The sequence below is a fragment of the Streptomyces sp. NPDC025784 genome (genome assembly GCF_055558435.1).
Genome location: NZ_JBVHMN010000029.1, coordinates 39,782 through 63,014, shown reverse-complemented (window position 1 = coordinate 63,014; position 23,233 = coordinate 39,782). Strand labels below are relative to the sequence as shown.

Below are 23,233 nucleotides of genomic sequence, written 5' to 3'. Positions count from 1 at the left end.
CGGTCGTTCACCTGAACGCCACCCTGCGGCCCTCCCACACCCACGCCCCCGGCGACGGCGCCCCGTCCGGAAAGTCACGCCCCCATGTCCCGCTTTCTCATCCGCCGAGTCTTCGGCGCACTGGTCATCCTCCTGATCATCAGTGCCATCACCTTCGGCCTGTTCTACGCCATTCCGCGTGACCCGGCGATGATGTCCTGCGGCAAGAACTGCACGCCCGACATGCTCGCGCAGATCCGGCACAACCTGGGCATCGACCACCCGATCCCGGTGCAGTACTGGGACTGGCTCAAGGGTGTGTTCGTCGGGCGCGACTACGGCAGCTTCGGCAACTGCAACGCCCCCTGCCTCGGCTACTCCTTCGCCAACCGCGAGCCCGTCCTCGGCACCATCCTGGACCGTCTGCCGACGACCCTCTCGCTCGCCTTCGGCGCGGCCGCCGTCTTCCTGGTCTTCGGTGTCGGCGCCGGCATGCTGGCCGCCGTCAAGCAGGGCAAGTTCCTGGACAAGTTCGCCAGCTCGGCCTCGCTCTTCGGCTCCTCGCTGCAGATCTACTTCGTCGGCTACATCGCGATGTTCTTCTTCGTCGCCAAGCTCGGCATCTTTGCTCAGCCCTCGTACACGCCGCTCAGCGAGGACCCGGTCTCCTGGTTCTCCGGACTGCTGCTGCCCTGGCTGACCCTGGCGATCATCTTCACCGCCAACTACACCCGCATGACCCGCTCCCAGCTGGTCGAGCAGCTCAGTGAGGACTACGTCCGCACGGCCCGCGCCAAGGGCCTGTCCCGTACGAACGTGTTCTTCCGGTTCGCCTGGCGCGGTGCGATGGGTCCCATCGTCACGGTCTTCGGCATCGACCTGGGCACCCTGATCGGTGGCGCGATCATCACCGAATCGACCTTCAGCATCCAGGGCATCGGCCGCCTCGCGGTGGACTCCGTGAACAAGAGCGACCTGCCCATGCTGCTCGGCGTCACCGTCCTGTCGGCCGGCGCGATCGTGTTCTTCAACATCATCGTCGACGCCGTCTACGCCCTCATCGACCCGCGGATCCGGCTCGCCTGACCTCGGGCACCCCGCCCCCGACAGCAACCCCGGCATCACCCCCTCAGGAGCGTCCCCGTGACGAGCACCGATCAGCAGCCCTTCCTGTCCGTCAGGGATCTGAAGGTCCACTTCTCCACCGAAGACGGCGTCGTCAAGGCCGTCGACGGTCTCTCCTTCGACCTGGCCAAGGGCAAGACGCTCGGCATCGTGGGCGAGTCCGGTTCGGGCAAGTCCGTCACGAACCTCACGATCCTGGGGCTCCACGACCGTGACCGCACCTCCATCGACGGGGAGATCCTCCTCGACGGCAAGGAGCTGCTGACCGCCGGCGAGCGTGAGCTGGAGCAGCTGCGCGGCAACAAGATGTCGATGATCTTCCAGGACGCGCTGGCCTCGCTCTCGCCGTACCACACCATCGGCAAGCAGATCGGCGAGACGTACCGCAAGCACACCGGTGCCTCCAAGAAGGAGGCCCGGGAGCGGGCGATCGAGATGCTCAGGCGCGTCGGCATCCCGCAGCCGGACGTCCGGGTGGACGACTACCCGCACCAGTTCTCCGGCGGTATGCGTCAGCGCGCGATGATCGCCATGGCCCTGGTGTGCGACCCCGAGCTGCTGATCGCGGACGAGCCGACCACCGCGCTCGACGTGACCGTGCAGGCCCAGATCATGGACCTCCTGAAGGACCTCCAGCAGGAGTTCGGCACGGCGATCATCTTCATCACGCACGACCTCGGTGTCATCGCCGACATCGCGGACGACGTGCTGGTGATGTACGGCGGCCGGTGCGTGGAGCGCGGTACCAAGAAGGAGGTGCTGCGCGCCCCGCAGCACCCGTACACCTGGGGTCTGCTCGGCTCGATGCCGAGCCTGGACGGGCCGATCGACGTCCCGCTGTCGCCCATCCCCGGATCGCCGCCCTCGCTGCTCAACCCGCCGTCGGGCTGCCGCTTCCACCCGCGGTGCACCTTCGCGGAGAAGGTCCAGGGTGGCCTGTGCTCCACCGAGCAGCCGCTGCTGGACATCACGGACGGGCGGGGCTCCGCCTGCCACCTCACGGACGACCAGCGCCGTGAGTTCTTCGCCGACTACGCCGCGACCCGGTCGCACTGACGGACACGAGACGGAATCACGATCATGAGCAACACGAACCCCCTCCTGGACGTCACCGGACTGACCAAGCACTTCCCGGTCATGGGCGGCTTCCCCTTCAAGCGGAAGATCGGCGCCGTGCAGGCCGTGGACGGCCTGGACTTCCAGGTCGCCGAGGGCGAGAGCCTGGGTCTGGTCGGCGAGTCCGGCTGCGGCAAGTCGACCACCGGCCGGCTGATCACGCGTCTGCTGGAGCCCACCGGCGGCAGCATCAAGTACCGCGGCCAGGACATCACGCACGCGGGCCGCAAGCAGCTGGCCCCGGTCCGCTCCGAGATCCAGATGATCTTCCAGGACCCGTACGCCTCGCTGAACCCGCGGCAGACGGTCGGCAAGATCATCTCCGGCCCCATGGAGATCAACGGGATCAACCCGCCCGGCGGCCACGAGAACCGCGTGCGTGAGCTGCTGGAGACGGTGGGTCTCAACCCCGAGCACTACAACCGCTTCCCGCACGAGTTCTCCGGCGGCCAGCGCCAGCGCATCGGCGTGGCCCGCGCGCTCGCGCTGGAGCCCAAGCTGATCGTGGCGGACGAGCCGGTCTCCGCCCTCGACGTCTCCATCCAGGCGCAGGTGGTCAACCTGCTCCAGGACCTCCAGCGGGACCTGGGCATCGCGTTCGTCTTCATCGCCCACGACCTCGCGGTGGTGCGCCACTTCTCGGAGCGCGTCGCGGTCATGTACCTCGGCAAGATCGTCGAGATCGCCAACCGCGAGGACCTGTACGAGAACCCCCGCCACCCCTACACGCGCGCGCTGCTGTCCGCCGTTCCCGAGGCCACGGCGGACGAGGTGCCTGCCCGCGAGCGCATCCTCCTCAAGGGTGACGTGCCCTCCCCGCTCAACCCGCCGTCGGGCTGCCGCTTCCGCACCCGGTGCTGGAAGGCGACGGAGAAGTGCGCGACGGAGGCTCCGCCGCTGGTCCAGGTCGCGGGCAACAAGGAAGGCCACCTGACGGCCTGCCACTACCCCGAGACGCACGACACCGTCCCGGCGCCCCGCCTCTCCAAGGACGTCGCGGCCTGACACACCCCTTTTCGTCAGCCCGCGGCTTGCGGGACCGACCTTCGCCGGCCCATTGACCCGAGCCCACGAACGTCCGGTTCCCGGGCAAGAAGAAGGCCCGCACCCTGCTGGGTGCGGGCCTTCGCGCGTTCGTCCCACGGCGTGCCGGGCTCAGCCCGCCTCGCCGCGCTCCATGCAGAACTCGTTGCCCTCCGGGTCGGCGAGGGTGACCCAGCCCCGGCCGTCGGGACGGGTGTGGTCCGCGACCAGGCGGGCCCCGAGCCCGACGGCGCGCTCGACCTCCGCCCCCCGGGTGCGGTCCTGCGGCTGGAGGTCCAGATGGATGCGGTTCTTGGCCGTCTTGCCTTCGGGAACGCGCACGAACAGCAGGGCCGGTCCCCCGGACGGGTCCTGGATCACCGCCTCCGGGTCACCGGGCTTGTCGTCGTCGGCGAGCGGCCGTCCGAGCAACTCGCTCCAGAACAGCCCGAGATCGTACGGGTCTCCGGTGCAGTCGAAGGTGATGGTGCGGATCGTGGGGTTCAACAGGGCTTCTCCCTAGGAGCCGGTGCGGCCGTCGGCCAGTTCGCGCAGGATGTCGAGGTGACCGTTGTGGCGGGCCGTCTCCTCGACGAGATGCAGGATGATCCAGCGCAGGTTCACATGGCGGCCGTCCCGGATGGCCCGCTTCGCCTCGGCGTCCAGGTCGTGCCCGGCCACCAGCTCCCGGTAGCGGGTGCTCTGCTCCTCGTACTCGTCGAGGAGCTGGGCGAGCGGGACGTCGACGGCGATGCGCATCTCGCGGTCGGGGTCCTCGTCCGTCCAGGGGCCCTCGTCCTCCTCGCCGAGGAAGACGACCTGGAACCAGAAGTACTCGACCCAGCGCAGATGGCTGATCAGCCCGCACAGGGTCATCAGCGGGGAGCCCGGCAGCGGCGCCTTGACGGCGTCCTGCGCGGAGACGCCCTCGCACTTGTCGCGGGCGGTGGCCCGGGCATAGTCGAGGAAGGTGGCCAGCTGAGTGCGCTCGTCCCAGGAGGACGGCGTATCGGTTCGCGTCATCGAAGGGAAGCATCCCCGGCCCGGCCGTTCGATGTCGAGCGATTTACCACCGGTACTCTCCGAACATGGTTCGAGCGGCCTCGCGGGCTGACAGACTGCTGCGATGACTGATCGTTCGTTCAGTGACGTCACCCTCGCCGCCCTGTACGACGCGCTCAATCCCTGGGGCCCGAGCGACGACTTCTATCTGGGCCTGGTGATGTCCGCGCGGTCGGTGCTCGATGTCGGGTGCGGGACGGGGCAGTTGCTGGGCCGGGCCCGGGAGGCCGGGCACCGCGGCAGACTGTGCGGGCTCGATCCGGCGGCGGCCATGCTGGTGCAGGCGCGGCGGTGGGACGCGGTCGAGTGGGTGCTCGGGGATCTCGCCTCCACCCGCTGGGAGCGGGAGTTCGACCTCGTGGTGATGACCGGGCACGCCTTCCAGGTCCTGCTCGGTGACGAGGAGTTGCGGATCGCCCTCGGCACCGTGCGCGAAGCGCTGAGCGACGGCGGGCAGTTCGTGTTCGAGACGCGCCATCCCGCCGCCCGCTCCTGGGAGTCGTGGAGCCCCGAGCACGTGCACGAGGTGAGCGACGCGCACGGAGCGGTCGTCCGCGTGTGGCACGAGGTGGAGACGCCGGTGCTCGGGGAGCGGGTGACGTTCACGCAGACGTTCGAGCATCCGGCGTGGGAACGGCCGCGGACCAGCCGCAGCACGCTGCGCTTTCTCGGCCCCGAGGCGCTGTCCGGCTATCTGGACGAGGCCGGGCTGGTGGTGCGCGAGCAGTTCGGGGACTGGGGGCGGGGGCCGCTGACCCCCGCCTCCCCCGAGATCATCACCATGGCCGGCCCGGCCGGACTCCGCTGACCGCTCCGGCCGGGGCCCGGACGGCCGGGCGGCGGTCCGGCGGACGGGCGCCGGGGGGTGCCGTTCGGCACCCCTTCAGTCGTCCTCGGCCTCCAGCGCCGCCAGTGCCGGATCCAGCACGATGTCCTCGGCGCGCGCCTCGATGGTGGGCTCCTCCGGGAAGTGGCAGGCGGTGAGGTGGCCCTCGGCGTTGCCGGAGAGGCGGACCAGCGGCGGCTCCTCCTGCGCGCACTTGTCCTGCGCCTTCCAGCAGCGCGTGCGGAAACGGCAGCCGGACGGCGGGGAGATGGGGGACGGGACGTCGCCCTGGAGACGGATGCGTTCCTTCTTCTCGGCATCGATGTCCGCGTCGGGGACGGCCGACATCAGCGCGTGGGTGTACGGGTGCCGGGGGCCGGTGTACAGCGACGTCCGGTCGGCGAGCTCCACGATCTTGCCCAGGTACATCACCGCGACGCGCTGCGAGAAGTGGCGGACGACGGCGAGGTCGTGGGCGATGAAGACGAACGCGATGCCCATCTCCCGCTGGACCTCCTGGAGGAGGTTCACCACCTGCGCCTGGATGGACACGTCGAGGGCGGAGACCGGCTCGTCCGCCACGATCAGTTTCGGCTTGAGCGCGAGCGCGCGGGCCACGCCGATGCGCTGGCGCTGACCGCCGGAGAACTCGTGCGGGAAGCGGTTGTAGTGCTCCGGGTTGAGACCCACCGTCTCCAGCAGCTCACGCACGCGCTTCTCGCGCCCGCCGGGCGGGTTGACGCCGTTGATCTCCATCGGCGAGGAGATGATCGTGCCGACCGTCTGCCGCGGGTTCAGCGAGGCGTACGGGTCCTGGAAGATCATCTGGATCTCGGAGCGGATCGGGGACAGCTGACGCCGGCTGGAGCGGCTGATGTCCTTCCCGCGGTACGAGATCGTGCCTTGGGTGGGTTCCATCAGGCGGGTCAGCAGCCGTCCCGTGGTGGACTTGCCGCAGCCCGACTCACCGACCAGTCCGAGGCTCTCACCGGGGAAGACGTCGAAGGAGACGCCGTCCACGGCCTGCACGGCGCCGACCGTCCGGCGGATCGGGAAGCCTCCCTTGACCGGGAAGTACTTCTTCAGGTCGGTCACCCGCATGAGGGGCTCGCCCGGGTCCACGTCCCGCTGACCGGGGATCACATCGGTCACGACCGCGGTTTTCTCGTCGCTCACAGTCAGTCCCCTCAGCCCAGCCTGGGCCGAATCGTCTCGGTGAAGATGCGGCTCTTTTGATCCGACGTCAGATGGCAGGCGGCGCCGCGTCCCGTCGGCAGCTCGGGCCGGATGTCCACACACCGGTCGGCGCCCTCGACCTCGTTCCTGAACGCGCACCGCGGATGGAACGGGCAGCCCGAGGGCGGGTTCAGCAGCGACGGCGGCGCGCCCGGGATGGGGGTCAACGGCTCGTCCACGTCCGCCGTCAGACGTGGCATGGACGCCAGCAGACCCCAGGTGTACGGGTGTTGCGGAGTCTTGAGCACCTCACGGACGGTGCCACGCTCGACCGCGCGGCCCGCGTACATCACGAGCAGGTCGTCCGCCATGTTGGCGACCACGCCGAGGTCGTGGGTGATCATGATGATCGCGGAGCCGAACTCCTGCTGGAGGTCCTTGAGCAGGTCCAGGATCTGCGCCTGGACCGTCACGTCGAGGGCCGTCGTCGGCTCGTCGGCGATCAGCAGATCCGGGTTGCAGACCAGCGACATCGCGATCATCGCGCGCTGGCGCATACCGCCGGAGAACTGGTGCGGGTAGTCGTCCACGCGCCGCTTGGCGTGCGGGATGCCCACCTTCTCCAGCATCTCGATCGCCCGCTCGCGCGCCTCCTTCTTCGAGGCGCCGGTGTGCTTGCGGAACGGCTCGCCGATCTGCCGCCCGACGCTGTGGTACGGCGACAGGGCGGTGAGCGCGTCCTGGAAGATCATCGCCATCTTGTTGCCGCGGAGCTTCTCCAGCTCCGGCTCCGTGGCGGTGATGAGCTCCTTGCCGTCGAGGACGATCTCGCCCTCGATCGTGGTGCTCAGCGGGTTGTGCAGGCCCAGGATGGTCAGGTTGGTGACGGACTTCCCCGAGCCGGACTCGCCGACGATGCCGAGCGTCGTGCCGCGCTCCAGGTCGAAGGAGAGTCCGTCGACCGCCTTGACGACGCCGTCCTCCGTGGCGAACCGGACGTGCAGGTCGCGCACCGACAGGAACGCGTCGGAGGCGCCGGCGGCCGGGGCGTCCTCGGGCTTGGTGAGTGTGGTCACTTCAGAGGGCTCCTCAAGCACTAGGACAGCCGCACACGCGGGTCGATCACGGCGTACAGGGCATCCACGATGACGTTGAGCAGGAGGATGAACGCGGCGCTGAAGAGCATCACGCCCATGAGTTTCGGCAGGTCCTTGCCGACGACCGAGTCCACGGCGAGCCGTCCGATGCCGGCGAGTCCGAAGGTGAACTCGGTGACGACCGCGCCGCCGAGGAGCGCCGACAGGTCCATGCCGAGGATGGTGAGGATCGGAATCAGCGAGCCGCGCCAGGCGTACCGGAAGAAGACGTACTTCCCGGTCATGCCCTTCGCACGGGCCGCGCGGACGTGCTCCTCCTGGAGTTGCTCGATCATCGTCGAGCGGGACATACGTGTGTAGTTGGCGGTGAAGATGACGGACATCACGATCCACGGGATCAGCAGGCCCATGAACCACTGCGCCGGATTCTCGCTGAACGGCACGTACTTGGGCTTGTTCAGCCAGCCGGTGCTGTAGACGAAGATGCCGAGGACGACCGGGCCGAGGAAGTAGATCTGCATCGAGCTGAGCACCAGCGAGATGCTGGAGAACGTCTTGTCGAGCCAGGTCCCGCGGTAGCGGGCGGCGATGAGACCGGTGCCGAGACCGACGATCAGGAAGACGAGCAGGCCGCCGATGGTGAGGGACAGCGTCAGCGGGAAGCGGTCCATGATCGTGTCCCAGACCATCTGCTGGTCGCGGAAGGAGACGCCGAAGCAGGGGGCCGGGCAGTGTCCTACGGCGAAGTCCCGCCCGGCGAACAGGCCGACGAGGAACTTCCAGTACTGCACCGGGATCGGATCGTCGAGCCCCAGGTTCTTGTGGATGATCGCCAGCGCGTCCGGGGTGCAGTTCTTGCCGCACGCGAGTGTCGCCGGGTCCTGGGGGATCGCGTAGTACATGAAGAACGTGAAGGCGCTGATCAGCAGGAGGATGAGCACCGCGCCGAACGTCCGGCGAAGGATGAATCGAAGCATGGCGGAACGCTGCTCTCAGGACGGCGGCCAGGGACAGGAGCGCCCGGGGCGCACTGCGCGCAGTGCGCCCCGGGAGGGTGGTCAGCTCTTGAGGAAGACCCGGGTCGGGTCGGTGTAGCTGGTGACCGTGGAGTAGCGCAGGCCGCCCACGTTGGTGCCGGCGATCTGGAACGTCTTGGTGTAGTAGATCGGCGACGCCGGGTTGACCTTCTCGCTGATGTACTGGTTGAGCGCGGTCCAGGCCTTGGTGGCCTCGGCGGTGTCCGTGATCTTCAGGATCCGCTGGATCTCGGAGTTCACGTGGTCGTCGTTGATGTGCGCGTAGTTCGACGCACCGTCCTGGATCTGCGTGCCGTCGTACAGCGGCGGGAAGACGGTCGAGGCGGAGGACCAGTCCTGGCCCCAGCCGGTCATGTAGATGTCGAAGCCGTTCTTGACCTTGCCCACCTGCTCGTACCAGGTGGCGGCGTCGATCTCCTTCTTCTGGACGTCGAGGCCGATCTTGGTGAGGGCGTTCTCGACGAGGACCGCCTGCTGCTGGCGGACCGGGACGTTGGCGTAGGCGTAGACGATCTTCATGCCCTTGGCGCCGGCCTCGTCGATCAGCTTCTTGGCCTTCTCGATGTCACCGTTGGGCTTCTTCGAGCGGCCGAAGGGGTCGTAGTCCTTCTGGTAGCCCGGAGTGGTCGGCGACATCAGGCTGTTGGCGACCTCACCGCCGTACGCGCCACCGTCAGCCTTGTACATGGCGGTGGACGGCATGGCGTAGGTGATCGCGTCGCGGATCTTCTTGTCCTTGATGCGGTCCATGTTGAAGTTCATCTGCCACACGTACGGCGCGTAGCCCTGGATGGTGCGCTTCATCGCCGCGGCGTTGGAGACGACCTTCTGCACCTGCGTGGTCGCGACCTGGCCGGTCATCATGATGGCGTTCTTGGCGTCACCACGGTCGGCGAGGATCGTCTTGGTCTGGTCCTCGTCGTCGTGGTTGATGTCGATGTTGAAGCCGTCGACGTACTGGTGCCGCATGGCGTCGCTCTTCGCGTCCCAGTTGGTGTTCTTGACCAGCTTCACGCTCTTGCCGGCCTTGAACTCCGAGATCTTGTACGGGCCGAGGGCGACGGGCTTGGTGTCGTACTTCGCCTTCGTGTCCGTCTTCTCCGGGACGACGGAGTAGCCGGCCATGGCCAGGGCCTGCGGCAGGTCGGGCTGGGCGACCTTGAAGTGGAAGACGACGGTCTTGTCGTCGGGGGTGGCGAGCACCGAGTCCGGCAGGTGCTTGCCGCCCTTGAACGGGCCGGCGTACGCCTTGCGGTAGGTGGTGCCGGAACCCGACATCCACTGCTGGATGTAGGACGGGCCGTCCGTGATGAACGGGTCGTAGAGCCGCTCGAAGGTGTGCCGGACGTCGGCCGAGTCGATCACATGACCGGTCTCGTCCTTGATCCCGTCCTTCAGGGTGTACGTCCACGTCTTGCCGCCGTCCGACATCTTGCCGGGGTCGGTGGCGAGGTCACCCACGACGGTGAGGGCGCCCTTGTCGTCCTCCTTGTACGTGGTGAGGCCGCGGAAGATGAGCTTGGAGAGCAGGCCGGCGTCGCTCACGTAGATCTGGCCGGGGTCGAGGTGCGAGAAGTCGTCCTCCTCGTACACCTGGATCGTGCCGCCGGGCTTGGCACCCGGGACCTCCTCGGCAGGACCCGTCGAGTCCGCTGCGGTACCCATGGTCACCGCGGCCGACTGGGCGGCGGCCTCCTTCTTGCTCTTGCTCTTGTCCTTGCCGTTGCCGCTGTCACTGCTGCTGCAGCCGGCCAGCGCGAGGGCGCCGGCCGCGACCGCGACGACGGCGGTCCGCGCTCTGCGAGAACTGATGATGCTCATGGAGTCGAGTCCACCTGCCTGTGAGTTGTGATCAGTGATCCACTGGTGCTGCCTGGCGGTGCACTGCCGGTTCGTCGCCGGCTCCCGGGTGGCAGCGGCACCCCGCACTCGGGGTCAGCGGCCCGTCTTGGGATCGAAGGCGTCCCGGACCGAGTCACCGAGGAGGTTGAACGCCACGACGAAGATGACCATGGCGACACCCGGGAAGAACATGTAGACGGGGTCCTGTTCGTAGATGTCCGACCCGATGGCGAACATCCGGCCCCAGTCGGGGGTCGGTTCGGTGTAACCGACGCCGACGAACGAGAGAAACGCGACCGACAGGATGGTGCTCGGCAGCATGTAGGTGCCCTGCACCAGGATCGGTGTGACGAGGTTGGGCAGCAGTTCCTTGCGGATGATGCGCCACGGCGAGGCGCCCGCGACCTTCGCGGCCTCGACGAACTCCCGCTCGCGCAGCGAGAGGGTGACCGCCCGGATGAGCCGGGCGAGGCCCATCCAGCCGAGGAACCACAGCACTCCGATGATCGCGAGCGCGTGGATGTAGGTGGGTGTCTCCTCGTCGGGAGCCACGAACACCGCGGTGATGACCGGCATCGAGGCGATCATGAACAGCTGCTGCGGGAAGGCCAGCAGGAAGTCCGTGAGACGGCCGAGCCAGTAGTCGACCTTGCCGCCGAAGTAGCCGCCGAACAGGCCGATCAGCACGCCCATGAAGACCATCGCGACGGTCGCCGCGAACGCCGTGTACAGCGAGGTGCGCATGCCGTACAGGAGCTGCGTGAACACATCGCGCCCCAGGGTGGGTTCGATGCCGAACCAGTACTCCGAGGTGATGCCGCCGTTGGGGCCGGCGGGCATGTTGAAGTCGTTCAGGAGCAGCGGATCGTCCTGCCCGTACAGCGTGTACGGGTTCTTGCCGTACAGCTTCGAGATCAGCGGAGCGAGGGCGGCGATCAGGAAGAAGAACAGCACCACGTAGGCGGAGACCACACCGGTGCGGTCTCGCTTGAACCGGCGCCACATCAGCTGGCCGGGCGATCGGCCCTCCAGCTTCTCCGGCGTGTCGGAACCCTTCTGCGGCGTCTGCTCGTCGACCTCGGTGGAGGCTTCCGCGCCCTCGATCTCGATCGGACTCGTCATGGTTCGTCCATTTCATGGGTACGCCGAGTCCGTGGCCGCCTCAGGGTGCGGGCGGCCACGTTCGGACCATGCGGATCAGGAGAGACGTATGCCTAGCGGTCGCTGTGCGCCGCGGCGCGGTATGCGACAACTCGCAGATGAACACGCGTAGTTGGCATCTGGTGCCTCCTCATGACTCAACCGGTGCACGGACAGGAGGGGCCCCTGACTGACCTCCGACACCCCTGACGGAGGGTCAAACACCCCACTGTGCTCGTGAGTCGGCGCTGTCCCCACAGCGCATGACCCATTGACCCGAGCGTTACGCGGCTAACTATCTGACATGAGCCAACTACCGACCACTGCCTTTAGGTCTCGGTTCCATCACAGCTGTCGCGTACATCTTCCAAAATCTGGACAAAATGATCTGAGAGAGAAGCCCGCGAAACGGACGTGTTACATGCGTATCGGGCGGCAGGCTCCGCATTTCGGACACGAGAGCCGGAAAAAACCGGTTGTACGGGACGGCGCGAAAGGCTAGATCTTCCGCAACGAAAAAACCCGGGCACCCCATGACGGGGCACCCGGGCTCGATTCCCGGCGGATCAGCCACGCTCGGCGCGGCGGATCAGCCGTACTCGGCGCAGTGGATCAGCCGTGCTTGGCGCGGCTCGCGGTGCGGGCACGGTCACGCTGGTCGAGCACGACCTTGCGGATGCGAACGGCCTCCGGGGTCACCTCGACGCACTCGTCGTCGCGGCAGAACTCCAGCGACTGCTCCAGCGAGAGCTTGCGCGGCGGCACGATTGCCTCGAACGAGTCGGCCGAGGACGACCGCATGTTCGTGAGCTTCTTCTCCTTGGTGATGTTCACGTCCATGTCGTCGGAGCGCGAGTTCTCGCCGACGATCATGCCCTCGTACACCTCGGTGCCGGGGTCGGTGAACAGCACGCCACGCTCCTGGAGATTCGTCATCGCGAACGCGGTGACGGCGCCGGCGCGGTCGGCGACGAGCGAGCCGTTGTTACGGGTCGCCAGCGTGCCGAACCACGGCTCGTGGCCCTCGTGGATGGAGTGGGCGATGCCCGTGCCGCGCGTGCCGGTCAGGAACTCCGTACGGAAGCCGATGAGGCCGCGGGACGGGACGACGAACTCCATGCGGACCCAGCCGGAGCCGTGGTTCGACATGTTGTCCATCCGGCCCTTGCGGACGCCCATGAGCTGCGTGACCGCGCCCATGTGCTCCTCGGGCACGTCGATCGTCATGCGCTCGACGGGCTCGTGGATCTTGCCGTCGATCTCCTGGGTGACGACCTGCGGCTTGCCGATGGTCAGCTCGAAGCCCTCACGGCGCATCTGCTCGACCAGGATGGCGAGCGCGAGCTCACCACGGCCCTGGACCTCCCAGGCGTCCGGGCGCTCGGTGTCGAGCACGCGGAGGGAGACGTTACCGATCAGCTCGCGGTCGAGGCGGTCCTTGACCTGGCGGGCGGTGACCTTGCGGTCCTTGACCGCGGTCTTGGCGTCCGCGCCCTTGCCCGTGCCACCGCGGCCGACCAGCGGCGAGGTGTTCGTGCCGATGGTCATGGAGATCGCCGGCTCGTCGACCGTGATCAGCGGCAGCGCGATCGGGTTCTCGGTGTCGGCGAGGGTCTCACCGATCATGATGTCCGGGATACCGGCGACGGCGCAGATGTCACCGGGGCCGGCCACCTCGGCGGGCTTGCGGGTGAGCGCCTCGGTCATCAGCAGCTCGGTGATGCGCACGTTCGCCATCGTGCCGTCGCGCTTGATCCACGTGACGGTCTGGCCCTTGCGCAGCTCGCCCTGCTCGACGCGGAGCAGCGCGATACGGCCGAGGAAGTTGTCGGCGTCCAGGTTGGTCACGTGGGCCTGGAGCGGCGCGGACTCGTCGAAGGACGGGGCCGGGACGTGCTCCAGGATCGTGGAGAAGAACGGCTCCAGGTTGTCGCTGTCGGCCGGGACGGTGCCGTCCTCCGGCTTGGTCAGCGACGCCACGCCGTCACGCGCGCAGGCGTAGACGATCGGGAACTCGATCTGGTCCTCGTCGGCGTCCAGGTCGAGGAAGAGGTCGTACGCCTCGTTCACGACCTCGTCGATGCGCGAGTCCGGGCGGTCCGTCTTGTTGATGCACAGGATGACGGGCAGGCGGGCCTGCAGCGCCTTGCGCAGCACGAAGCGGGTCTGCGGCAGCGGGCCCTCGGAGGCGTCGACGAGGAGGACGACCGCGTCCACCATCGACAGACCGCGCTCGACCTCACCACCGAAGTCGGCGTGGCCGGGGGTGTCGATGATGTTGATCGTGATGGCGTCGCCGCCATCCTTCGGGTGGTACTTGACCGCCGTGTTCTTCGCCAGGATCGTGATGCCCTTCTCACGCTCCAGGTCGTTCGAGTCCATCATGCGGTCGTCGAGCGACTCGGCGGCGTGCGCGGCGAAGGCACCGGCCTGCTTGAGCATGGCGTCGACCAGGGTGGTCTTGCCATGGTCGACGTGGGCGACGATGGCGACGTTGCGGATGTCGTGGCGCGTGGCCATATTGAGGCGCTTCTCCCGGGGTGAGTGGACGGCCTCCGCTGCGCGGGGCCTGCCGGGCTGAACACGCCACGGCCTTACCCCATGGTACGTGGCCGCGACGGAGGCGGCCTCCGCAGGGCCACGACGGCGACGGCCCGGCGAGCTCTTCTCCGAGCTCACCGGGCCTTTTCGGTCCGCCGGGGCCCGCTCCCGGGGAAGGGGGACCCCAGGGCGTCCCCGGCCGTTCGACCGACGGTCCCCCGCTGTTCGACGGCGGGCCCGGCGCGCCGGCGGGTGGTCCCGGCCGCTAGTGCCGCGGCACTAGCTCTTCGACGGGCCGGCCGAGGGGTTCGCGCCCTTCTTCAGGAAGCCCATGTCCTCGTAGATCGGGGTCTGGAACCCGAACGCGCCGGTGTTGACGAGGGTCGAGCGGGCGGCCGTGAGCTGGGGGCGCTGGAAGAGCGGGATCGATCCGGCGGCGGCCCAGATCCGGGCGTCGGCCTTGCGGACCAGTGCGCTCGCCTCGTCCTCGTCGAGCGTGGCGATGGCCTGGTCGAAAAGCTGGTCGACCTGGTCGGTGCCGACGCGGGTGTAGTTCTGCTCGACGCTCAGGGAGCCGTCGGCGGCGGGCACCGGCTTGGCGTAGATCGGGCGCGCGTCGGTGGCCGGGAAGGCGGAGGCGGGCCACGAGTAGAGCGCCAGGTCGTACTGTCCCGAGGCGATGTGGTCCTTGAAGTAGCTCTCGTCCGCGACCCTGGACACGTCGGTGCGGATGCCGATGCGCTGGAGCATCTGCGAGATGCGGTCGGCGACCGTGCGCAGGGGATCCGAACCGGGGCCCGAGGGCAGGACGAAGCGGAGCGTCAGCGGCTTGCCGTCCTTGGCGAGCGCGCCGGCCGCGGCGCCGGCGGGGGCGGCCGTGCCCTTGGGGGCGTAGGCCCCGGGCGCCCCGCCCGCCGGAGCGTCCCGATGGGCGTCCTTGTGCCCGTAGCGGGTGCCGTCGAGGTGCCCGCCGGCCTGCTCGTCGGCCGGCTTGTACGGGTGGTTCCCCGAGTGGTCCTTCGGGTCGTTCTTCTGCTCCCGGTCGGCCTCGGCGGGCTTGTTGTCCTCGCCGACGATGTACGTCCCGTCGTCGCCGGAACCGTCCTGGTCCTCGGCGTCCTCCGCCTTCTTGCCCTTGGACCCGGCGGCCTTCTCCGTCTTCTTCTCCTCGGTGATCGGGCCGCCACGCACCCATCCCGCGTCGGAGAGCAGGGCCTGCGCCTCGGCGGTGTCCTGGTCACCGAGCGCGCCGCTGTTGTCGGCGTACGCCTGCTGACCCGAGAGCGCGAGGTGGCTGCCGACCGGCTCGGCGGGCAGACCGAGCGGCTGGAGCACCACCCGGGCGAGTTCCTTGCGGTCGAGGGCGCGGGCCACGGCACGGCGCACGCGCTCGTCGGCGAGCGGGCCCTCGGAGCCGTTGAGGGCGAGCTGGGTGTAGGCCGGTTCGAGGGACTTGCGGATCACGAATCCGCTCAGGCCCGCGACCTGGTCGGCCGGCTCCGCCTTCTTCCCGTGCTTCGTACGCCGTGCGGGCTTGCCGTCGTCGGACGCGCTCGCCGACGCCGTGCCGCTCGCGCTCGCGGACGCCTTCTGGGAACCGTCGGGAGAGGCCTCACCGGACGCGCTCGCGGAAGCTCCGTCGGACGCGCTCGCGGAAGCTCCGTCGGACGCGCTCGCGGAAGCTCCGTCGGACGCACTCGCGGAGGCCTCGCCGGACGCGCCGGCGGACGCCTCGCTCGATGCGGTCCCCGACGCGGACGCCTCGCCGGATGCCGTGCCCGATGCGGACGCGGACGTGCCGGGCGAGACGTACGCCCCTTGGAGGGGCGCGGTGCCCTTGTCGCGGGAGGCGAGGCTGATCTGCTCGGCCTGCGCGGCGTCGACCTCGGCCAGGTCGACCCGGCCCGCGGCGAGCGCGGTGGTCCGATCGGCGCGCGGAACGGCGACGAGGTCGATCTCGGAGAGCTTGGTGGGACGGCCCCACCAGCGCGGATTGCGGGTGAGACTGACCTGCCCGCCCGTGCGGTCGACCGCCTGGACCGCGAACGGCCCGGCGGTGACCTTCAGGTTCCTGCGCGCGCCGTCGTTGAAGCTGTCCGGGGTGCCCATGACGTCCTTCGGGTACAGCGGCGAGAACAGCGACTTCCAGTCGGCGTAGGGCCGGCTGAAGGTGACGCGGACCTCCAGGTTGTTCTTGCCGCGCTCCACCTTCTCGATGCGGTCGTAGCCGGCGTTGCGGGCGGTCCAGTACGCGGTGTCCTTGCCGGACAGGGCCCGCCACTGGGCGGCGAAGTCGGCGGCGCCGATCTCCCGCCCGTCGCTCCAGACCGCCTGCTGGTTGAGCTTGTACAGCACGACCTGCTTGGGCTCGCTCTCGACGACCTTCGCGGACTCCAGGTAGTTCGGGTTGATCTGCGGGCGCCCGTTCTGGTCGAGGCGGTACATCGACGGCAGGACGGCACCGGCGACGCGCGTGGTCGCGGCGTCGGCGTCCGCCTGGAAGGCGTTCAGAGTCTCCGGAACGGAGTCCACGGCCCAGCGCAGCGTGCCGCCGTCGGTGATCTGGTCACGGGAGGCGGGCGCGATGTCCTGCGCGGCAATGGGCTTGCTCGCGTCGTCCTCCGAGCTGCACGCACTGAGGAGGGGTACCGCGAGCGCTCCCGCGGTGAGGAACGCGACCGAGCGCATCACCGCGCGCAGTCCGACGCCGTCGTGGGACATCACTGCAACCTCCGGGGGATGCTCCGCTGTGGGGCAGGTCGGTTTCTGATCACGTTTGGCGGTATATGGAGCTGATCAGATCTATGCGCCCACTGAAGGGGAGAGGGGCTTCACGGACGCGGCGACACGGCGGTGGAGGGCTCGAAGCCCACCCGTGCGGAGCAATGCCGGGCGGTGCCGGGGCCTCCGGGGCCGTCCTGTGCGCCGGAGGCCCCGGCCTGTCACCGCTCCGCCCCCTGGAGCGTCGCTCCCAGGAGCCGGCCCGACCCCGAGTCGCGTGGTTCGAACCGGCCCGCGCTGGGAGCCACGTCGGTCCCCCGGCCCCGGTCCGCCCCCTGAGCCTTGCCGCTCTCAGCGGCTCCGGAGAACCCCGGAGGGTTCCGGGGCTCTCCGGGCTCCCGTCCCCCGCGCCCCGGTTCTCACAGCCGATCCGGTGGCCGAGCCGCGGGGGGCGTGACCTCAAATCCGTGCACGCGCCTTCACACGGGCGTCTGTGACGCGCAACACTCGCAGGCGCATGAACGTTGCCGCCTGGGACCACAGTGTCCGTGGAAGTGAGGGCAAGTCATGTCCGTGCACGAAGACTTGACGTCAGTCCAGCGCTGTCTCGACGACCTCCAGAGGTCCGTCGGGCGGCTGGAACAGCAGATGGGCGGCGGTCTGGAGATGCGCCGGGTGCGCACAGACGCCGATCACCTGCGCGAGAGCGTCGCGCTGCTGCGCGAGGCCGCCTCGGGGACCTCCCCCGAGCGCTCGGCCGCGACCGCCCGGGGTGGCCCCCCGTCGCCCCGCCGACCCGACCTGGTCCCCATCCCCGACACCCCGTACGACAGCTCCCTGTGGACCGATTCGGACGACGAGGGTCTCGGCGCCCGCAACCGGCACGCCCCCTGACCCCGACCGGAGCATTCGTTGACCACTGGCACGGAACCTCATCTGAACAGCGGCGGCGTACGTTCCGGTACGCGCGCCGCGATCGCCGAACCGCATCTGCGGACCGACCGCTGGTGGCTGGCGCCCGCCGTCACGGCGGCCGGGCTGCTGGCCTTCGTCGTGTACTCGACCTGGCGGGCCTTCGCCGACACGTACTACTACGCGGCGCCGTACGTCTCGCCGTTCTACTCGCCGTGTCTCGCGGACCGGTGCAGGACGATGCACGCCGGGCCCAACGCGGACCTCTTCGGGAGCTGGTGGGGCCTGTCCCCCGCCATCATCATCCTGATCTTCCCGCTCGGCTTCCGGCTGACCTGCTACTACTACCGCAAGGCCTACTACCGGGGCTTCTGGGCCTCGCCACCGGCCTGCGCGGTCGCCGAACCGCACAAGAAGTACACCGGCGAGACCCGCTTCCCGCTGATCCTCCAGAACATCCACCGGTACTTCTTCTACGCGGCCGTCGTCGTCGCGGGAATCCTCACGTACGACACCGTGCTCACCTTCCGCGACGAGCACTACCGCTGGGGCCACATGGGCCTGGGCACGCTGGTGTTCCTCGTCAACATCGTCCTGATCTGGGCGTACACCCTTTCCTGCCACTCCTGCCGGCACATCGTCGGCGGCAAGCTGAAGCACTTCTCCAAACATCCCGTGCGTTACCGGATGTGGCAGTGGGTCGGGAAGCTGAATGCCCGTCACATGCTGCTGGCCTGGTCGTCGTTGGTGAGCGTGGCACTCGCCGACTTCTACGTGTACCTGGTCGCGTCCGGCGCCTTCGACGATCCGCGCTTCTTCTAGTGAGTGGGGCCTTGTGATGTCCGTGGTCGACCGGCAGGAGTGGGACGTGGTCGTGGTCGGCGCCGGTGGCGCCGGGCTGCGTGCCGCCATCGAGGCCCGGGAGCGGGGCGCCCGTACGGCGGTGATCTGCAAGTCGTTGTTCGGCAAGGCGCACACCGTGATGGCCGAGGGCGGCATCGCCGCGGCCATGGGAAACGTCAACTCCGGTGACAACTGGCAGGTTCACTTCCGCGACACCATGCGCGGCGGGAAGTTCCTCAACCAGTGGCGGATGGCAGAGCTGCACGCCACGGAGGCCCCGGACCGCGTCTGGGAACTGGAGACGTGGGGCGCGCTCTTCGACCGCACCGCCGACGGGCGGATCTCGCAGCGCAACTTCGGCGGCCACGAATACCCGCGGCTCGCCCACGTCGGCGACCGGACGGGTCTGGAACTGATCCGCACGCTCCAGCAGAAGATCGTCTCCCTCCAGCAGGAGGACATGAAGGAGACCGGGGACTACGAGTCGCGCCTGAAGGTCTACCAGGAGTGCACCGTCACCCGGATCCTGAAGGACGGCGAACGCGTCTCCGGTGCCTTCTGCTACGAGCGGGAGACCGGCCGTTTCTTCGTCCTCGAAGCACCGTCCGTGGTGATCGCCACCGGCGGCATCGGCAAGTCCTTCAAGGTGACGTCGAACTCGTGGGAGTACACCGGCGACGGGCACGCGCTCGCCCTGCTCGCCGGTGCGCCCCTGCTGAACATGGAGTTCGTGCAGTTCCACCCGACGGGCATGGTCTGGCCGCCGTCGGTGAAGGGCATCCTCGTCACCGAGTCCGTGCGCGGCGACGGCGGAGTGCTCAGGAACTCCGAGGGCAAGCGGTTCATGTTCGACTACATCCCCGACGTCTTCAAGGAGAAGTACGCGCAGTCGGAGGAGGAGGGCGACCGCTGGTACGAGGACCCGGACCACAACCGGCGTCCCCCCGAACTGCTCCCCCGGGACGAGGTCGCCCGCGCCATCAACTCGGAGGTGAAGGCGGGCCGCGGCTCGCCGCACGGCGGTGTCTTCCTCGACGTGTCCACCCGTATGCCCGCCGAGGTGATCAGGCGCCGGCTCCCCTCGATGTACCACCAGTTCAAGGAGCTCGCCGACGTCGACATCACGGCGGAGGCGATGGAGGTCGGCCCCACCTGCCACTACGTCATGGGCGGCATCGCGGTCGACTCGGACACGGCGGCGGCGCGCGGCGTACCGGGGCTGTTCGCGGCCGGTGAGGTCGCGGGCGGCATGCACGGCTCCAACCGGCTCGGCGGCAACTCGCTCTCCGACCTGCTGGTGTTCGGCCGCCGGGCCGGTCTGCACGCGGCCGAGTACGCCGCCGGCCTGGACGACGCCCGCCCGCCCGTGGACGACGTCCAGATCGACACGGCGGCAGCGGAGGCGCTGCGGCCCTTCTCCGCCGAAGGACCCGAAGCGGGTGAGGAGGACGGCCGCCCGCCCGAGAACCCGTACACCCTGCACCAGGAACTCCAACAGGCCATGAACGACCTGGTCGGCATCATCCGGCGCGAGGCGGAGATGGAACAGGCCCTGGAGAAACTCGCGGACCTGCGGGTACGGGCACGCCGGGCCGGCGTGGAGGGGCACCGCCAGTTCAACCCCGGCTGGCACCTCGCCCTCGACCTGCGGAACATGCTGCTGGTCAGCGAGTGCGTGGCCCGGGCCGCACTGGAACGCACCGAGTCCCGTGGCGGGCACACCCGCGAGGACCATCCGTCGATGGACCGCGCCTGGCGGCGGATCAATCTGCTCTGCCGGCTGACCGACCCGACGGGCGGACTCGCCGCGACCGACCCCGTACGCGGGCAGATCGACCTGGTCCGCGAGACCACCGAACCCATCCGCTCCGACCTGCTCGCTCTCTTCGAGAAGGAAGAGCTGGTCAAGTACCTCGCCGAAGAGGAGCTCTACGAGTGAGCAGCTACGAGGCCCGCTTCAAGGTGTGGCGGGGCGACGTCAAGGGCGGCGGCCTGGAGGACTTCGCGGTCGAGGTGAACGACGGCGAGGTGGTGCTGGACATCATCCACCGGCTCCAGGCCACACAGGCCCCCGACCTGGCCGTGCGCTGGAACTGCAAGGCGGGCAAGTGCGGTTCGTGCTCGGCGGAGATCAACGGACGGCCGCGGCTGATGTGCATGACGCGGATGTCCGTGTTCACGCGCGAGGAGACGATCACCGTCACGCCCCTGCGTGCGTTCCCCGTGGTGCGCGATCTCGTCACCGACGTCGGCTTCAACTACACGAAGGCGAGGGAGGTCCCAGCCTTCGTGCCGCCCGCCGGACTGGGGCCCGGTGAGTACCGGATGCAGCAGGAGGACGTCGACCGGTCGCAGGAGTTCCGCAAGTGCATCGAGTGCTTCCTGTGCCAGGACACCTGCCATGTCGTGCGTGACCACGAGGAGAACAAGACCGCCTTCGCGGGCCCGCGCTTCCTGATGCGGGTCGCGGAGCTGGACATGCACCCGCTGGACGCCGCCGCCGACACGGGACTCGACCGCAAGGCGACCGCCCAGGACGAGCACGGCCTCGGCTACTGCAACATCACCAAGTGCTGCACGGAGGTCTGCCCCGAAGGCATCAAGATCACGGACAACGCGCTGATCCCCCTGAAGGAACGCGCCGTCGACCGCAAGTACGACCCGCTGGTGTGGCTCGGGTCGAAGATCGGCAGGCGTCGGACCTAGCGGGTCCGACCCGGCGGGAGGCAGCGGCCGCGGGCCCGGCTCAGCGCCGGCCGGGTCGCTGCGCCGCCACCTGGAGCACGTTGCCCAGCAGGAACAGGCCCATGCCCGACATGGCGAACGTGGTCATTTCGGCGTCGGGACCGTGGAACGGGCCGAGGAACATGAACAGGCTCATCCCGGCGCTCGCCGTCACCGCTCCGTAGCCCCACAGCTTCGGACGCAGCACGCGGTGGCGGCCCAGCGGCATCAGCCAGCCCGTCGTGATGGCCACGATCCCCAGCGCCGCGAGAGCCACCATGGCCAGCACGGCCGCCGCCACCAGATACGGGTGCACGGCTCCCCCTTCCTCCGGCGCGCCTCGGAAGCACGCCGTCGCGCGGGCGGGCCGGAGCGCACCCACGGGCCGATCATGGCACGCGGGCGCCCGGGCCTCCAGAGACCCCGCGTCAAGAACGCGTACGGATCGGCGACCGCGGCGAGGGCAGGGCCCGTCAGCGCACCCAGCCCTCCCGGTAGGCGGTCCAGTCGGCCTCGGTCGCCGCGAAGTCGACGTAGAGGGCGAGGCCGAAGCGGTCGCGGTGGCGGTCCGTACGGGACAGGCCGAGACGCGCGCCGCGCACGGCCGCGGTGACCGTCTCGGCGGACTCGTGGTGGCTCATGTCGTCCTCGTGGAAGAACGGCAGGCCCATCAACAGGTCGGTCGACTTCGGGGTGACCTCCAGCGCGAGCGAGGTCTGCTGGGCGACGTAGCCGCCGTACAGGCTCTCCATCGGAAGGGCCGTGTCGTACGACATGAGGGCGATCTGGTCGACCCGTCGGGCGACCTGTCCGAAGTACCACTGGGACCACCACTTGGGGTGGTTCGTGAGGGTGCCGCGGACCGCGTGGGCGGCCGGCAGCGGGTCGATCTGATGGGCGGCGACGGAGAGCGGGACCTGCCGGGAGCGGGTCACCTCACGCAGGTCGTCGAGGAGGGAGAGGTAGTCCCGGTTGCCGGAGTGCAGGGGCTCGAAGTCGAAGTGGACGCCGTCGAATCCGGCCGCCAGGATCTGCCGGGTGGAGCCCACGACCGCCTTCCGGGTCGCCGCCCGCTCCATGCGCAGCCCGTTCGGCCCTTCGCTCGCCAGCGCGTCGCCGAGCCAGGCCTGCACACGTACGCCGGGCAGTTCGCGGTGCACCGCCGCGATCAGCCACGCGGCCCGCGGGTATGCCGTCCTCGGCAGGGTCCCGTCGTGCTCCAGCGGTCCCGCGTGCACGTACAGGTCGTGTATGCCGGTGCTCCGCAGCCGCGCCGCCAGCGAGGTGACGTCCGCGTCCTTCTTCCGGCCGTCGACCCAGGCGTGCCCCAGCCAGAGGGCGTCACGGTTCCTCGTCGCGGTCCCGGGCCCGGGGTCTCCGGCGTAGTTCACCCGCAGGGCGATGCCCGCGGCCAGGGAGGGCACCAGCAGGGCGAGGACCAGCGCGAGCAGCACGCGCTTGGGCCACCGCAGGCGGGGGTGCCGCCAGATCCGCCCGACGGGCCCGCCCCGGGTTCCCGCCCCGGACTCCGGGACGGCCCCGGGCGGCTTCTCGGTGGCGTGCCGCGGGGCCTCGGCGGGGCCCGGCGCGGTCTCTGCCCGGCCCGACGAGGGCTCCGCGGGGGCGGACACGGTGTCGGTGTCCGCGGGGCCCGACGCGGGATCGGTGTCCGCGGGGCCCGACGCGGGGCCTGTCGCGGAATCGGCCGCAGGGCCGGTCGCGGAGGCCGACGCAGGGCCGGTCGCGGAGGCCGACGCAGGGCCGGGTTCGAGGTCCGGCACAGGGCCGGGTGCGGGGTCCGGCACAGGATCCGAAGCGGGGCCGGGGTCGTGATCCGGGGCCGCCGGGGACGCGGCGGTGGCCGGTGCGGCGGGCGGTACCGCGGCCGGTGTCCCCGTGCCCGGCTCCGCCCGCGGTGTCTCCGTCTCGGGACCGGGGCCGCCCGCACGGGCCTCGTTTCCGGAATCCGCCCGCCCAGTAGCCATCCCCCGTGCCCCTCCCGTACGTCCCCGTATCCCCCGTACCTTAGGCGCCCCCGCCTCGGCGCACCCCGGTCGCGTCTGCGCGCA

At 69.3% G+C, this 23,233-nt stretch carries 19 protein-coding genes; 8 read left to right on the top strand and 11 right to left on the bottom strand.

Annotation, left to right across the window (positions count from 1 at the left end):
• Positions 1 to 84 precede the first annotated feature (84 nt).
• Genes ACZ4IF_RS41775 through ACZ4IF_RS41765 form a run of 3 tightly spaced genes read left to right on the top strand, consistent with a single transcriptional unit; the run spans position 85 to position 3,225 of the window.
• Positions 85 to 1,065, top strand: coding sequence for an ABC transporter permease (locus tag ACZ4IF_RS41775; RefSeq protein WP_345652901.1), 981 nt, complete (start codon positions 85 to 87; stop codon positions 1,063 to 1,065).
• 57 nt (positions 1,066 to 1,122) lie between these two features.
• Complete coding sequence (locus ACZ4IF_RS41770; protein ID WP_467573602.1) at positions 1,123 to 2,160, top strand: ABC transporter ATP-binding protein; 1,038 nt, start codon at positions 1,123 to 1,125, stop codon at positions 2,158 to 2,160.
• Positions 2,161 to 2,184: 24 nt separating this feature from the next.
• On the top strand, positions 2,185 to 3,225 hold the full coding sequence (locus ACZ4IF_RS41765) for an ABC transporter ATP-binding protein (RefSeq protein WP_467573597.1): 1,041 nt from the start codon (positions 2,185 to 2,187) through the stop codon (positions 3,223 to 3,225).
• Positions 3,226 to 3,375: 150 nt separating this feature from the next.
• Here ACZ4IF_RS41765 and ACZ4IF_RS41760 read toward each other — a convergent pair whose 3' ends face one another.
• Both ACZ4IF_RS41760 and ACZ4IF_RS41755 read right to left on the bottom strand, forming a co-directional pair.
• Positions 3,376 to 3,753 (bottom strand): VOC family protein, encoded by a 378-nt coding sequence (locus ACZ4IF_RS41760; protein WP_467573698.1) that lies wholly within the window; start codon positions 3,751 to 3,753, stop codon positions 3,376 to 3,378.
• A 9-nt stretch (positions 3,754 to 3,762) separates the two neighbouring features.
• Positions 3,763 to 4,266, bottom strand: coding sequence for a DinB family protein (locus ACZ4IF_RS41755; protein WP_467573593.1), 504 nt, complete (start codon positions 4,264 to 4,266; stop codon positions 3,763 to 3,765).
• 103 nt (positions 4,267 to 4,369) lie between these two features.
• Between ACZ4IF_RS41755 and ACZ4IF_RS41750 the strand changes: the two genes are divergently transcribed.
• Entirely contained in the window at positions 4,370 to 5,113 is a 744-nt protein-coding gene (locus ACZ4IF_RS41750; protein ID WP_467573590.1) for a class I SAM-dependent methyltransferase, read from the top strand.
• A 75-nt stretch (positions 5,114 to 5,188) separates the two neighbouring features.
• Here the strand turns inward: ACZ4IF_RS41750 and ACZ4IF_RS41745 are convergent, their stop codons facing one another.
• From ACZ4IF_RS41745 to ACZ4IF_RS41715, 7 genes are all read right to left on the bottom strand, one after another.
• On the bottom strand, positions 5,189 to 6,232 hold the full coding sequence (locus ACZ4IF_RS41745; RefSeq protein WP_359489764.1) for an ABC transporter ATP-binding protein: 1,044 nt from the start codon (positions 6,230 to 6,232) through the stop codon (positions 5,189 to 5,191).
• Positions 6,233 to 6,318: 86 nt separating this feature from the next.
• Positions 6,319 to 7,383 (bottom strand): ABC transporter ATP-binding protein, encoded by a 1,065-nt coding sequence (locus tag ACZ4IF_RS41740; protein ID WP_028804693.1) that lies wholly within the window; start codon positions 7,381 to 7,383, stop codon positions 6,319 to 6,321.
• Positions 7,384 to 7,403: 20 nt separating this feature from the next.
• Complete coding sequence (locus ACZ4IF_RS41735) at positions 7,404 to 8,381, bottom strand: ABC transporter permease (protein ID WP_467573586.1); 978 nt, start codon at positions 8,379 to 8,381, stop codon at positions 7,404 to 7,406.
• Positions 8,382 to 8,462: 81 nt separating this feature from the next.
• Positions 8,463 to 10,262 (bottom strand): ABC transporter substrate-binding protein, encoded by a 1,800-nt coding sequence (locus ACZ4IF_RS41730; protein WP_467573584.1) that lies wholly within the window; start codon positions 10,260 to 10,262, stop codon positions 8,463 to 8,465.
• Between the two features lie 114 nt (positions 10,263 to 10,376).
• A complete protein-coding gene (locus tag ACZ4IF_RS41725) occupies positions 10,377 to 11,405 on the bottom strand; it encodes an ABC transporter permease (RefSeq protein WP_467573582.1) in 1,029 nt (342 codons plus the stop codon).
• A 630-nt stretch (positions 11,406 to 12,035) separates the two neighbouring features.
• Positions 12,036 to 13,943 (bottom strand): translational GTPase TypA, encoded by a 1,908-nt coding sequence (typA, locus tag ACZ4IF_RS41720; protein WP_467573579.1) that lies wholly within the window; start codon positions 13,941 to 13,943, stop codon positions 12,036 to 12,038.
• Between the two features lie 300 nt (positions 13,944 to 14,243).
• On the bottom strand, positions 14,244 to 16,685 hold the full coding sequence (locus tag ACZ4IF_RS41715) for an ABC transporter family substrate-binding protein (protein ID WP_467573575.1): 2,442 nt from the start codon (positions 16,683 to 16,685) through the stop codon (positions 14,244 to 14,246).
• 567 nt (positions 16,686 to 17,252) lie between these two features.
• Between ACZ4IF_RS41715 and ACZ4IF_RS41710 the strand changes: the two genes are divergently transcribed.
• The 4 genes from ACZ4IF_RS41710 to ACZ4IF_RS41695 are packed head-to-tail and all read left to right on the top strand — an operon-like array spanning position 17,253 to position 21,146.
• Positions 17,253 to 17,579 (top strand): hypothetical protein, encoded by a 327-nt coding sequence (locus ACZ4IF_RS41710; protein ID WP_467573570.1) that lies wholly within the window; start codon positions 17,253 to 17,255, stop codon positions 17,577 to 17,579.
• 18 nt (positions 17,580 to 17,597) lie between these two features.
• Positions 17,598 to 18,419: a hypothetical protein gene (locus ACZ4IF_RS41705; RefSeq protein WP_345652936.1), complete on the top strand. Its 822-nt coding sequence runs from the start codon at positions 17,598 to 17,600 to the stop codon at positions 18,417 to 18,419.
• A 16-nt stretch (positions 18,420 to 18,435) separates the two neighbouring features.
• Positions 18,436 to 20,379, top strand: coding sequence for a fumarate reductase/succinate dehydrogenase flavoprotein subunit (locus ACZ4IF_RS41700; RefSeq protein ID WP_467573565.1), 1,944 nt, complete (start codon positions 18,436 to 18,438; stop codon positions 20,377 to 20,379).
• A complete protein-coding gene (locus tag ACZ4IF_RS41695) occupies positions 20,376 to 21,146 on the top strand; it encodes a succinate dehydrogenase/fumarate reductase iron-sulfur subunit (RefSeq protein ID WP_095936425.1) in 771 nt (256 codons plus the stop codon). The genes ACZ4IF_RS41700 and ACZ4IF_RS41695 overlap by 4 nt, the downstream gene beginning before the upstream one ends.
• Positions 21,147 to 21,186: 40 nt before the next feature.
• Here the strand turns inward: ACZ4IF_RS41695 and ACZ4IF_RS41690 are convergent, their stop codons facing one another.
• Positions 21,187 to 21,480, bottom strand: coding sequence for a hypothetical protein (locus tag ACZ4IF_RS41690; protein ID WP_467573561.1), 294 nt, complete (start codon positions 21,478 to 21,480; stop codon positions 21,187 to 21,189).
• 157 nt (positions 21,481 to 21,637) lie between these two features.
• Complete coding sequence (locus ACZ4IF_RS41685) at positions 21,638 to 22,795, bottom strand: glycoside hydrolase family 18 protein (protein WP_467573558.1); 1,158 nt, start codon at positions 22,793 to 22,795, stop codon at positions 21,638 to 21,640.
• Positions 22,796 to 23,233 lie beyond the last annotated feature (438 nt).

What these genes read in the sequence shown, in the direction of transcription:
- ACZ4IF_RS41710 (WP_467573570.1), top strand. Translation starts at nt 17,253, where the DNA reads ATGTCCGTGCACGAAGACTTGACGTCAGTCCAGCGCTGTCTCGACGAC.
- ACZ4IF_RS41735 (WP_467573586.1), bottom strand. Translation starts at nt 8,381, where the DNA reads ATGCTTCGATTCATCCTTCGCCGGACGTTCGGCGCGGTGCTCATCCTC.
- ACZ4IF_RS41765 (WP_467573597.1), top strand. Translation starts at nt 2,185, where the DNA reads ATGAGCAACACGAACCCCCTCCTGGACGTCACCGGACTGACCAAGCAC.
- ACZ4IF_RS41725 (WP_467573582.1), bottom strand. Translation starts at nt 11,405, where the DNA reads ATGACGAGTCCGATCGAGATCGAGGGCGCGGAAGCCTCCACCGAGGTC.
- ACZ4IF_RS41775 (WP_345652901.1), top strand. Translation starts at nt 85, where the DNA reads ATGTCCCGCTTTCTCATCCGCCGAGTCTTCGGCGCACTGGTCATCCTC.
- typA (WP_467573579.1), bottom strand. Translation starts at nt 13,943, where the DNA reads ATGGCCACGCGCCACGACATCCGCAACGTCGCCATCGTCGCCCACGTC.
- ACZ4IF_RS41715 (WP_467573575.1), bottom strand. Translation starts at nt 16,685, where the DNA reads ATGTCCCACGACGGCGTCGGACTGCGCGCGGTGATGCGCTCGGTCGCG.
- ACZ4IF_RS41745 (WP_359489764.1), bottom strand. Translation starts at nt 6,232, where the DNA reads ATGCGGGTGACCGACCTGAAGAAGTACTTCCCGGTCAAGGGAGGCTTC.
- ACZ4IF_RS41730 (WP_467573584.1), bottom strand. Translation starts at nt 10,262, where the DNA reads ATGAGCATCATCAGTTCTCGCAGAGCGCGGACCGCCGTCGTCGCGGTC.
- ACZ4IF_RS41700 (WP_467573565.1), top strand. Translation starts at nt 18,436, where the DNA reads ATGTCCGTGGTCGACCGGCAGGAGTGGGACGTGGTCGTGGTCGGCGCC.
- ACZ4IF_RS41755 (WP_467573593.1), bottom strand. Translation starts at nt 4,266, where the DNA reads ATGACGCGAACCGATACGCCGTCCTCCTGGGACGAGCGCACTCAGCTG.
- ACZ4IF_RS41750 (WP_467573590.1), top strand. Translation starts at nt 4,370, where the DNA reads ATGACTGATCGTTCGTTCAGTGACGTCACCCTCGCCGCCCTGTACGAC.